The organism is Streptomyces sp. NPDC107517, assembly GCF_055582645.1.
In genome coordinates this window covers 138334-150242 of sequence record NZ_JBVJPM010000007.1, presented here as the reverse complement: position 1 = coordinate 150242, position 11909 = coordinate 138334, and the positions used below count along the sequence as shown (strand labels likewise).

General features: G+C 71.6%; 9 protein-coding genes. 6 read left to right on the top strand and 3 right to left on the bottom strand.

The window, feature by feature from the left end; all coding sequences use genetic code 11:
* The first annotated feature begins 74 nt into the window (after window positions 1-74).
* Window positions 75-1373 (top strand): hypothetical protein, encoded by a 1299-nt coding sequence (locus ACZ67T_RS18655; protein ID WP_469985235.1) that lies wholly within the window; start codon window positions 75-77, stop codon window positions 1371-1373.
* A gap of 13 nt (window positions 1374-1386) precedes the next feature.
* Here ACZ67T_RS18655 and ACZ67T_RS18650 read toward each other — a convergent pair whose 3' ends face one another.
* The gene (locus tag ACZ67T_RS18650) at window positions 1387-1998 is read right to left on the bottom strand and encodes a TetR/AcrR family transcriptional regulator (protein ID WP_469985233.1); all 612 of its coding nucleotides are present in this window, start codon (window positions 1996-1998) and stop codon (window positions 1387-1389) included.
* Window positions 1999-2113: 115 nt separating this feature from the next.
* Between ACZ67T_RS18650 and ACZ67T_RS18645 the strand changes: the two genes are divergently transcribed.
* The 4 genes from ACZ67T_RS18645 (at window position 2114) to ACZ67T_RS18630 (ending at window position 6053) form a co-directional block, all read left to right on the top strand.
* Window positions 2114-3802 carry a class I adenylate-forming enzyme family protein gene (locus ACZ67T_RS18645; protein ID WP_469985232.1) on the top strand — a complete coding sequence of 563 codons (1689 nt, stop codon included), beginning with the start codon at window positions 2114-2116 and terminating at the stop codon, window positions 3800-3802.
* A gap of 284 nt (window positions 3803-4086) precedes the next feature.
* Window positions 4087-4740, top strand: coding sequence for an SRPBCC family protein (locus ACZ67T_RS18640; RefSeq protein ID WP_469985231.1), 654 nt, complete (start codon window positions 4087-4089; stop codon window positions 4738-4740).
* A gap of 69 nt (window positions 4741-4809) precedes the next feature.
* Window positions 4810-5322: a DinB family protein gene (locus ACZ67T_RS18635; RefSeq protein WP_469985229.1), complete on the top strand. Its 513-nt coding sequence runs from the start codon at window positions 4810-4812 to the stop codon at window positions 5320-5322.
* 98 nt (window positions 5323-5420) lie between these two features.
* Complete coding sequence (locus ACZ67T_RS18630; protein ID WP_469985228.1) at window positions 5421-6053, top strand: TetR family transcriptional regulator; 633 nt, start codon at window positions 5421-5423, stop codon at window positions 6051-6053.
* A gap of 20 nt (window positions 6054-6073) precedes the next feature.
* Here ACZ67T_RS18630 and ACZ67T_RS18625 read toward each other — a convergent pair whose 3' ends face one another.
* Together ACZ67T_RS18625 and ACZ67T_RS18620 are read right to left on the bottom strand one after the other, a co-directional pair.
* A complete protein-coding gene (locus ACZ67T_RS18625; protein ID WP_469985226.1) occupies window positions 6074-7771 on the bottom strand; it encodes an AMP-binding protein in 1698 nt (565 codons plus the stop codon).
* A gap of 57 nt (window positions 7772-7828) precedes the next feature.
* Complete coding sequence (locus tag ACZ67T_RS18620) at window positions 7829-11068, bottom strand: carboxyl transferase domain-containing protein (RefSeq protein ID WP_469985225.1); 3240 nt, start codon at window positions 11066-11068, stop codon at window positions 7829-7831.
* A 179-nt stretch (window positions 11069-11247) separates the two neighbouring features.
* Between ACZ67T_RS18620 and ACZ67T_RS18615 the strand changes: the two genes are divergently transcribed.
* Entirely contained in the window at window positions 11248-11886 is a 639-nt protein-coding gene (locus ACZ67T_RS18615) for a TetR/AcrR family transcriptional regulator (RefSeq protein ID WP_469985224.1), read from the top strand.
* The last annotated feature ends 23 nt before the right edge of the window (window positions 11887-11909 follow it).

Sequence of the window (11909 nt, the reverse complement as noted above, 5' to 3'; positions counted from 1 at the left end):
TGACGGGGTGCGGTGGCCGCCCATACGCACTAGTCCAGCGGGCCCTCGGCCACCGCATGGCATCCCATGAGTACATGACACCGGACCGTGACGACCGTCCCCCGGCGGACACCAGCGACGACATGGAGGCGCTGCGCGCCCGGGTCGCTCGGCTGGAGGCCTCGGCGCCGGCCCGGCCCCGGCACCGTCTGCGCTCGTTCTTCGCCGGCCTCCTGATCGTCCTCGTGGCGATCCTGACGCCGCTCAGCGCGGTCGCGACCTGGGCCGGCGACATCGTCGGCGACACCGATCGCTATGTGGCGACGATGGAGCCGCTCGCCTCCGATCCCGATGTCCAGGCGGCCGTCACCAACCGCGTCACGAACGTCGTCATGGAGAACATCGATCTCAAGGCGCTCCTCAGCGACGTGGCACCCGCCGACCGGCCGAGGCTCGAAAAGGCACTGGGCACGCTGAGCGGCCCGCTCACCAGCGGGCTCAGCGGCTTCGTGCACAACACCGTCCAGAAGTTCGTGTCGAGCGACGCGTTCGCGAAGCTGTGGACCGGCCTCAACCGGCGCGTGCACACGGCGGTCGACAAGGCGCTGACCGGGAGCGGCGGCGGCGCCGTCAAGCTCACGAACGACGCGGTGACGATCGACCTGGCGCCCGTCATCGATGAGGCGAAGCAGCGGCTCGTCGACCGCGGCCTCGGGGTCGCCGCAAAGATCCCCGAGGTGCACACCGACTTCACGGTCGTGACGTCCGACTCCATCGGCAAGGTCAAGAAGGGCTTCCGGCTGCTCCAGCTCATGGGGGTCTGGCTGCCCGTCATCACCCTGGTCCTCGCCGCCTGCGCCGTCCTCCTGGCCGTCCGCAGGCGGCGCGCGCTGGTGGCGGCCGGGATCGCGATCGCGGTGGGCGCCGCGATCCTCGGCATCGGTCTGTGGGCCTTCCGCCCGTTCTATCTCGACGGGCTGCCCTCCGACGTGTCGCAGCCGGCCGCCGGCGCCGTCTACGACGCGCTCGTGCGGTTCCTGCGGACGACGGTGCGCATGCTGATCACCGTCGGCGTCGTGGTGGCGCTCGCGGCCTGGCTGAGCGGCGACGGCCGTGCGGCGACCCGGGTCAGGGCCATGTGGCGCGGCGGCATCGGCGCGGTGCGCGACGCGGCGGGCCTCGCCGGCGGGCCGGTGGGCGCGTGGGTGCACCGGGCGAAGACGTGGCTCAACTGGACGGTCGTCGCCGTGTCGGCCGTGATCATGCTGGTGTGGGACCGTCCGACGGGCGTCGTCATCGTGTGGATCGCTCTGTGCGCGCTCATCGCTCTCGCGGTGATCGAGTTCCTGGACGACGACGGATCACCGCATGTGACGGCCACCCCTGCGGTGTGACGCGGCTTCGGTGTCAGGCGCGCGCGGGTCGGCGTACCGCGCGCGGGCGGTACTCGACCACGGTCAGCGCCAGGGCCACGTACCGCTCGACCAACTCGTCCACGGATACGGGTCCCTCGGGCTGGTACCACTCCCCGATGGCGTTGCACATGGCGATCACCGCGCGCCGGGCGTCGTCCGGGTAGGGGGTGAGGAAGATGCCCTGTGCCACGCCCAGCTCGACGACGTCACGGAACTGCCGGCTGCCGCGCGCCTCGTTCTTCCGGTAGCGCGCCAGGTGCTCGGGCTCCAGGCTGCGCCCCTCGGTCAGCACGATGCTGCTCTTCACGGGGTGTTCCGTCCGGAACCGTACGGTCGCCGCGACGAGCGCCTCCAGTTGTTCGGCCGGGTCGTCGCCCGCCGCCTCCAACGCCTCGTCGCACGTGCTGAAGTAGGCGTCGAGACCGTCGTCGAGGATGGCGACCAGCAGGTCCTGCTTGCCCTTGTAGTAGTAGTACAGGGCAGACAGGCTCACCCCGGCGCGCTGGGCGATGTCGCGGATCGAGGTGGCTCCGTAGCCGCGCTCGGAGAACTCCTGCCGGGCCGCCTCGACGATGGCCTTGTGGCCTGCGGGTCGCGTGGACACAGCTCTCCGATCTCCTGCTCCTGTCCCGGCGTCTGGACACGTGCCGACGGGGACCGTAGCTTAACGAATGTTCTGACTGCACGCCCGTCGCACTCGTCGACAAGGGAGTTGCCGCGTGATCCGTCGCCATCCGAAGGGCATGCCGGCCCGCCTCTCCTACCCGGAGGCGTCCGTCGGGGACATCCTCGCCGGCTCGGCCAGGAGATATCCCGACCGCGTCGCCCTGCGCGACGGCGACGACACGCTGACCTTCGCGGAACTCCACGACCAGTCGCTCCGCTTCGCGCGGGGGCTGCGCGAACGCGGCATCGCCGAGGGCGACGTGGTGGCACTGCACCAGCCCAACTCCCTCTGGTTTCCGCTCACTTACTACGGGATCCTGCTGGCCGGCGCGATCGTGGCGCCCATCAACCCGACCCTGCCCCCGGCGGCCCTGCGCGCACAGCTGGACGAGGCGGGGGCCCGGGCGGCCGTGACGCATCCGGCGACGGCACCGGCGCTCCTCGCGGCCGGTACCGAAGGGCTCGAACTGCTGGTCCGCGTACCACCGTCGGCCGTCGCGCCCGGCGATCCGGCGCACCCGGTCGGCACGGTGCCTCTCGCCGACCTGCTCGCGGCGGCCCCCGGGCCCGGCCCGCGCGTCACGCCCGACGCGGTCGCCCACCTGTCCTTCACGGGCGGCACGACGGGGCGTTCGAAGGCGGTCCAGGTGCTGCACCGCCAGGTCGTGGCGAACTGCCTCCAGTTCACCTGCTGGCGCGCGGCCGCCGTGCCCGCGCTGGACCCCGACGGAGGCGTCTTCCTCGACCCGGTGCCCGAAGCCGCCACCGAGTACACGAACGAGCCCGGACAGGGCGTCTCGGTCGCCGTCGCGCCGTTCTTCCACGCCATGGGCCTGGTCGGCCAGTCGATCGGCGTGCTCGCCGGGCTGACGAGCGTCCTCGCCGGACGTTTCGACCCCGAGCGCTTCCTCGAACTGGCCGAGAAGTTCGGAGCCACCCAGATCGCCGGGTCCCCCGCACTCTTCCACGCCCTGCTCGCCGCCCCCGCCGCCCAGGGCCGTGCGCTCCCCGCGGTCCGCGTGGTCAACTCGGGTGCGGCGCCCATCGACACGACGACACTTCGCGCCCTGGGGACACTGTTCCCGCGGGCGTGCGTCGTGGAGGGGTACGGGCTGACCGAGGCCACGATGGGTGTCACGTCGGGAATCGTCGACCCCGACGACCCGGTGCCGATCGGGTCGGTCGGTCTGCCTGTGTTCGACACCGAGGTCGAGATCCGCGACCTGGTGCAGACGGAGCACTGCGTGCCCGACGGCGAGACGGGCGAGCTGTGGGCCCGCGGCCCGCAGATCACGGCGGGCTACCTCGGCCACCCCGAGCTGACGGCAGAGCAGTTCGTCGACGGCTGGCTGCGCACGGGCGACCTGGCGCGGTGCGACGAGCGCGGTCATGTCTACATCGTGGGCCGCGCGAAGGACATGCTCATCTACAAGGGCTACAACGTCTATCCCGGCCAGCTGGAGGAGATCCTCAGCGGGCATCCGGCGGTCGCGCAGGTCTCGGTGATCGGGGTGCCCGCGGCGGAGGCGGGTGAGATACCGGCGGCGTACGTCGTGGCGCGCCCGGACGCCTCGCCGGCCCCCGGCCCGGCGCTCGCGGAGGAGCTGATGGCGCACGTGGCCGCCCGCGTCGCTCCGTACCAGCGGGTGCGCGAGGTGCGGTTCCTGGAGGCGCTGCCCACCTCGGCCGCGGGGAAGGTCCTGAAGGCGGAGCTGCGGCGGGCACACCAGCCGAAGATTTAACGAACGTCCCACACGCTCGACGCCGGGTCCCCCGATCCGTGGTGGCCCGGCCCGGCCCGCTCACACCTCCCCCGCACCTCCCTCACACCCCCGGCTGACCTGGGCCGCATGGCGGGCCCCGTCCCGGGCAGGCGACCACTGTACGTGCGTGCCACATCACCCGTTCGGGCTAACCCGAGATGTCGTGGAGCCGATCCGCACGCACGTTTGGAATGTAGAGCCCGTGGGGTGCGTACCCGTCGGCAACCGCGCCGACGACCGGACGGGCGCCGGGGAGGTGCGTGATGCCGGAGATTTCCGTGGATGTCCACATAGGCCGATCCGTCACTGAGGTGTACGACTTCCTCTCCGACGCACGGAATCTCGCACTCTGGTTCTCGGGTGTCGACACCGTTGCCGAGAGCCCAGAACCTGCAGGTCCAGGCGTGGTCCATGTCTACCGCTTCCCCGGGCGCCACCGGGACCAGCTCCTCCAGTGCGTGGCGTACGTCCCGGGCGAACACCTCGTCTTCCGCGGCGACCGGATGTGGAACCCCCTCGGCGCCCAGACGCCCCTGTACTCGTTCACCCTCTCCCCGCGCCGCCGCGGCACCCTCCTGCGCCTCACGGTGCAGTGCCGTCTCGCCGGCGCCCTCACGCTCCTCGCGCCCGTGGTCGCCATGGCCTGGCGACGCGACCTGCCGACGGACGTGCGCCGGCTCGGCGAGCGCCTCGGCGCCCCGCACTGCCACGTCATAGCCGCCCCGCGACGGGTGCGCCTGCCCGGTCCTGCGTTCACCCCCGCCGCCGCGCCCACGACCCCTCCACCGGCCTTCACGCCGCCGCGCCCGCAGGTACGTCCCGACCCGCGGTCCCAGGTCCGTCCCGAGCAGCACGCCGAGCCCCGCCCCGCCTCCGTCCCCGCCGCCAAGGAACGTGAGTCGCGCCCCGCGGCATGAGCCGGCCCCGATCCGCCCACGGGAAATTCCCGTGCACCGGGTACGCAGGGACCAGTACCGTCCCCGCCCATGACGCTTCCTCGTACACGCCCTCCCTACGACGCCGACGAGCGAACGCAGCTGGTCGCCTGGCTGGACATGCAGCGCGCCATCGTCGAGTGGAAGTGCGAGGGAGTGTCCGAGAAGGACGCCCATCGGTCCGTACTGCCCGCCTCCCCGGCCATGACGATGGCGGGGGTCGTGTCGCATCTGCGGTGGGTCGAACACTGCTGGTTCGAAGTCATGCTGATGGGCGGCGCGGCCGAGGGCCCCCAGTTCGACGACGGGCCCGAGGACGCCGACATGCTGGTCGACGACGTTCCCCTCGACCAGCTGCTCGGCGAGTACGCGCGCCAGTACGCCCGGTCGAACGAGATCACCGCAGCGCACTCCCTCGACCAGGCGGGCCGGCACCCCGACTTCCGCGCGGGGGCCGCGAATCTGCGGTGGATCCTCCTGCACATGATCGAGGAGACGGCCCGGCACGCCGGTCACCTCGACGCGATCCGCGAGCTTCTCGACGGCGGGAAGGGCTACTTCTGACCCGGTTCTCATCCGCCTGTGACCCGCTTCCGGCCCGGGGCCTTCACGGCCTGCCGGGCCCTGTACGGGCGCGTAGTGCGACCTGCGAGACTGTCGCCATGCCCAGTCCGACCCGTACGTCGTCCGCTGCAGGCGAGGGTCTTCGCGCGAGACGCCGCCGCGAGACCGAGCACGCGATCCACGCGGCCGCGGTACGGCTCGTCGAGGGGCACGGCCTGGCCGGGGTGACGGTCGACATGATCAGTGCCGCCGCCGGGATCTCCCCGCGCACGTTCTTCAACTACTTCCCGAGCAAGGAATCCGCGCTCACCATCAGCCCGCCGCCGCTGCCGGACGCGCTCCGCCTGCGCCTCGCGCACGGCGACCCGGCTCCGCGGGCCACGCTCACCGAACTGCTCGACGTACTGTCCGCGCACATCACGGACGACGTCCTGCCCGACCGTGAACTCGTCCAGGCCACCTTCCGGATCGCCGACCGGCACGCGGAGCTGCGGGCGGCGCTGCACGCGCGGTTCGACGCCTTCGAGGAACAGGTGAGGGAGGCGGTGGCCGAGCGGATGGCCGCCCCTCCGGCCGACCCCCGGCCCCGCCTGCTCACCGGCATCGCGCTCGCCGTGACCCGCACCGCCCTGGAGCAGTGGTCACTGGCCGCGGCCGGCGACCACGCATCGCCCGAGCCGGATCTCCGGCAGTGCGTCGACCTGCTGCACACGCTGATGCCGCAGGCCTGAGACGCGCGTCGACACGGCCTTCAGCGGCTGTCGGCGAGCTGCTGCGCACGGGCCGTCAGATCCACTTTCCGGATCTTCATGGTCGTCGTCATCGGCATCTCGTCGACTATCTCCACGAGGGGAACCTTGTACGGCGCCATGCTCTCGCGGGCCCAGTCCCTCAGCACCGACGCTTCCACCGCATTCTTTTGACGGAGTGTCACGAAGGCCACCGGGATCTGGCCCCTCGTCGGGTCGGCGGCGGGGACCACGGCGGCCGTGTGCACGTCGGGGTGGCGGCACAGCAGCATCTCGACCTCCGCGGGGAAGACGCTCATGCCCTTGACCTTGATGAGGTCCTTGTCGCGGCCGAGGTAGTGCAGGCAACCGTCCTCATTGATCCGCCCGTTGTCGCCCGTGTGCAGCCAGCCGTCGCGCAGTTGGCGTGCCGTGGCGTCCGGCTTGTTCCAGTAGCCGGTCGTCACCGAGGGGCTGCGGACGACGATCTCGCCGGCCTCGCCGAGCGGCAGCGGTTCACCGGTCAGGGGCGACAACACGGCGATGTCCGTGCCGGGCATGGGCAGTCCGCAGAAGACGGGTTCGGCGTGCAGATCCTCGTCCCCGCCCTGGAACCCGTAGGGCGTCACATCGATGGTGTGCGTCTCGGTCATGCCGTACGCGGCCTCGCGCAGGACCGAGTGCGCTCCCGCGGCCGCCTCCCAGCGCCGCCGGACGCCGACGTCGAGTTTGCGGATGAACGAGGTGCAGAGCGGGTCGACGAGGGAACTCAGGTCGTACGAGGCGAAGTCGGGCCGGTCGAGGAGTTCGAGGTAGTTCTCCACGGTGCCGACCATGGTGGTGACCTTGTGCGCGTCGATCGCCCGCAGGACGCGCGCCGGATCCCAGCGGGGCATGAGGACCGAAGTGCCGCCCAGCATCAGAGGGCTGAGGATTCCCAGGTCCTCGCCCGCGATCCAGAACACCGGGATGTAACACAGGACCACCACCTCGCCGTCGGCCGTCTGGCGGGTGGCCCCTGCGCTGGTGGCGATGGTGTAGATCATGTGCCGCTGGGTGTGCATGCAGCCCTTGGGAAGCCCGGACGTGCCGCCGGTGTAGTTCAGGGCGGCCAGGGCATCGAGGTCTGCGGGGGCGCCGTCTACCGGCTCGTGGGCGACGGCCTGCGCCCACGTGTGGACCGCGAGCCCTTCGATCGCCACGGCGTCCGGGGCGGTCGCGGCGTCGGCCATCTCGGTGAGCGAGGTGACGAACACCCGTCGCACGGCTGTCTGTTGGCATACGGAGGCGAGCAGCGGGAGCGAGGTGTCCAGGGTGACGACGGTCTCGGCGCCGCAGTCCTCCAGTTCGTAGGCGAGTTCGGCGCCCTGGAACATCGGGTTGACCGGCACGTGCACCGCGCCGAGGCGCAGCACGGCGAGGAAGGCGATCAGGAACTGGGGGCAGTTGGGCAGGTGGACGGCGACCCGGTCGCCCACGCCGACGCCCTCGGAGGCGAGGCGTCCCGCCACCCGGCGGCTCAGCTCGTCAAGTTCGCGGTAGGTGACGGTGCGGCCCTCGAAGACGACCGCGGCCCGGTCGGGGCGCAGCCGCGCCCAGTGCGCCACATGATCCGGCACGGAGATCTCGCCGAGCGGGTACACGACGTCGGACGGTGTGCCGTGCGGGCGGACGCGGGCCTGACGGGCACGCAGATCCTCCAGGTACTCCTCGATCTTCATGCGGCTCCTCGGTTTGTTGTCCCGACCTGACCTGCCTGGACCTGCACCGCACCGGCGTCACCACGTGTCGATGAATCGACCGCGGGTGTGCCTCTCGGGCGTACGCGGGTGCGGATCCGGATGCGTGGGGTGCTGGGCGAACGTCGTGGTGATCCAGCGGCGGGTGTCGGCCGGGTCGATCACGTCGTCGACCTCGAAGGTCGTCCCCGCGTTGAGCGCCTTGCCCTGCTCGTACTGCTCCGCGAGCAGGGCCTCGTACGTGGCCTGGCGCTCCTGCGGGTCGGCGATGGCTTCGAGTTCGCGGCGGTAGCCGAGCCTGACGGCGCCTTCCAGGCCCATCGGGCCGATCTCGCCGGTGGGCCAGGAGACCATGGCCGTGGGGGCGCGGAAGCCGCCGCCGGTCATCGCCATCGCGCCGAGACCGTAGCCCTTGCGCAGCACGGCGGAGAAGACCGGCACGCCGAGGTGCGCGCCCGCGACGAAGAGCCGGCTGAAGTGCCGTACGGTAGCGGTCTTCTCGGCGTCCGGGCCGACCATGAACCCCGGGGTGTCGCACAGGGTGACCACGGGCAGGCCGTGGGCGTCGCAGAGTTGCAGGAAGCGGGCCATCTTGTCGGCGGCGTCGCTGTCGATGGCGCCGCCGAGGTGCTGAGGGTTGTTGGCGACCAGGCCCATCGGCCGCCCCTCGACCCGCACGAGCGCGGTGATGACACCGACGCCGAACTCGCGGCGCAGTTCCAGGACGGAGCCGGTGTCGGCGAGGAGGGTGACCGCCTCACGCACGTCGTACGCGCGCAGCCGGTTCTCGGGGACGACGTGCCGCAGCAGGCGCTGGTCCGCACAGTCCCAGTCGCTCAAGTCGCCCTGGAAATAGGAGAGATACCGCTTGGCGACCGCCACGGCCCCGGCCTCGTCGTCGACCAGGATGTCGACGACGCCGTTCGGCACCTGGACCGGCATCGGTCCGACCTCCTCGGGGAGGAACTGCCCGAGGCCGCCCGCCTCGATCATCGCGGGACCGCTCATGCCGACCGTGGCGTCGGGGGTCGCGATGACGACGTCGCAGCAGCCGAGGAGTGCGGCGTTGCCCGCGAAGCAGCGCCCTGTGACGATGCCGACCGTGGGCACCTGCCCGCTGAGCCTGGCCAGGGTGGCGAAGGTGGGGACGTCGAGTCCGGCGACGGCCATCATGTCGGTGTCGCCGGGACGTCCGCCGCCGCCCTCGGCGAAGAGCACGACCGGGATCTGCTGCCGCTCGGCGAGTTCGAGCATGCGGTCGGTCTTCTTGTGGTTGAGCAGGCCCTGTGTGCCGGCGAGGACGGTGTAGTCGTACGCGAGGACGGCGCACTGGCTCCGCCGGTCGCCGAACTGCGCGCCGTTGACGTGGGCGACCCCGGTGACGATCCCGTCGGCCGGTGTGTTGGCGATCAGGTCGTCGAGGGTCCTGCGGCGGCGCTGCGCGGCGATGGCCAGGGCGCCGTACTCGGTGAAGCTGCCGGGGTCGCAGAGGTCGGCGACGTTCTCGCGTGCGGTGCGGTGGCCGGTGCGCCTGCGCCGCTCGACGGCCTGTGGCCTCGCCTCGTCGAGAGTGACGCGATGGCGCTCGACGACCTCGGCGAGGTCCGGCCTGATCACGTCGAGATCGACGTCGGCCGCCGCCTCGTCGACGCTGTCGTCGCCCTGCGAAGGTGCGAAGACGACGAGTTCGGCACCGGCCGGGACGACGTCCCCGACGCTCGCGCGGACCTCGCGCACGACTCCGCCGCGGGGCGCGGTCAGGACGTGTTCCATCTTCATCGCCTCGAGGACGACGAGCGGCGCGCCGGCCGCCACCTCGGCGCCCGGCTCCACACAGATGTCGACGACGCTGCCCGCGGAGAGGGCGGTGAGGACCGAGCCGTGCCTCTCCTGAGAGGGGGCGGCGCCCGGTACGAGCTTGTCGAGGTGTTCGTTGACGAAGGCGGTCGTCACCGTGCCGCCCCGGAACGCCTCGTGGCGCAGGACGGCGCGAAGGAGCGGCAGGTTCGAGGGGACTCCCGAGAGCGTGAACTCGCCCAGTACTCCGGCCGCCTTCGAGGCCGCGTCGGCGAAGTCGCCGCGGACCGTACGAGTGATCACCTTGGCGACGAGGGAGTCGTACGAGCCCTTGATCTCCAGGCCCGCGCGGCCGTGGGTGTCCACGCGCACGCCGGGGCCGCCGGGTGCCTCGAAGGCGGTCAGCGTGCCCTGCGAGGCGCGGGCCGTGCCGTCCGCGGACAGCTCTTCGAGGTTGACGCGCGTCTGGATCGCGAAGCCGCGCGGCTGCGGGACGTCCGCCTGGAGGAGGCCGAGTTCGGCCAGTGACCTGCCCTGGGCGAGGCGCAGTTGGGTGGCCACCAGGTCGACGCCGGTGAGTTCCTCGGTGATGGTGTGCTCGACCTGGAGGCGCGGATTGGTCTCGATGAAGTAGGCGGCGTCCGGGTCGTCCGCGTCGACGAGGAACTCGAAGGTCCCGAGGCCGAGATACCGGGTCGCCGAAGCCATCGTGACCGCGGCCTCGATCAGCAGGTCACGCGTGCGCGCGGGGAGCCACGGGCTGGGCGCGACCTCGATCAGCTTCTGGTTGCGGCGCTGGACCGAGCACTCCCGGTCCCAGAGGTGGGTGACCTGTCCGGAGCCGTCGCCGACGATCTGGATCTCGATGTGCTTGGCGCGGGGCAGCAGCTGCTCGACGTAGACGTCGCCGGTGCCGAAGGCGCGCTCGGCCTCCGAGCGGCAGCGCTCGTACGCCCAGGCGAGGTCCGACGCGTCGTGCACCGCGCGCATGCCGCGGCCGCCTCCCCCGGCGACCGCCTTCACCATGACCCCGTCGCGCACGCCGGCGAGGAACTCCGTGGCCTGCGCGAGTGAGGTCGGGGCGCCGGTGGCCGCGAGGACGGGGACGCCGTGCTCCACGGCGAGCACCCGTGAGCTCGCCTTGTCGCCGAAGAGAGCGAGGAGTTCGGGGGTGGGCCCCACGAAGGTCAGCCCCGCCTCGGCACACGCCTTCGCGAAGTCGGCGTTCTCGCTGAGGAACCCGTAGCCGGGGTGGACCAGGTCGCATCCCGCGCGCCCGGCGATCTCCACGATCTGACGCGCGTCGAGATAGGCGGCCACGCCTTCGCCCTTGAGCAGGTGGGCCTCGTCGGCGAGCCGCACATGGGCCGCCGAGCGGTCGTCCGCGGAGTGCACCGCCACGGTCCGCAGGCCGAGCGCCGACGCCGCGCGGTGGATCCGGACGGCGATCTCGCCCCGGTTGGCGATCAGCACACCTGTCATCGGACGTCTCCTCCACGGGCCCGTCACGCGGGCCTTCTGTACGTGACGGCTTCGGGCTGTACAAGGCCGCTCCCGGCGTGCCGGACCTGCCGACGCGCCAGAGCATTGACGCTGGTGTCAACGTCAATGACGCGCCCAGTCTGCGTTGACGCCGTCGTCAACGTCAATAAGCTGGGGCCATGCCGATCGCGAGAAAATCCTGGACCGTGCGCGACAAGCTGGACCGCCAGGACAGTGCCACGCGGGCCCGACTGCTCACGGCGGCCCGCACGGTCTTCGAGCAGCGCGGCTATGCGCGCACGACGATCGCCGACATCACGGCTCAGGCCGATGTCGGCCGCGCCACCTTCTACGTCTACTTCGCCTCCAAGCAGGACGTCTTCGCCGTGCTTGCCACCGATCTGCGCGACCGGTTCCTCGCGGCACAGGAAGCGGCGGACCCCGAGGCCGAGGACCCCTACCTGCTCGCCGAGCGGACCAACGCGGCGTTCCTGGACGCCTACGTGGACAACCTCGCGTTCCTGACGGTGCTCGAACACCAGTCACTCACCGATCCGGCGATACGCGTGCTCCGCGACGAGATCAACGACCGCCCCCGTGGACGCACCGCGCGCTACATCGCCCGTCTGGTGCGCCAGGGCCTCGCCGAGCCGGCCGGTTCGCCGGAGTCAGTGGCCACCGCCGCGGCCGGCATGGTCGGGGGCTTCGCCCGGGCCGTGGCCGCCGCCCCGGGCTACCGGGACCGGGCGGTCGCCGATCTGACGGCGATGTACCTGCGGCTGCTCGGCCTCACACCCCGCGCAGGAGCAAAGCCCTGACCCCACGATTCCTCCGGCCCGCC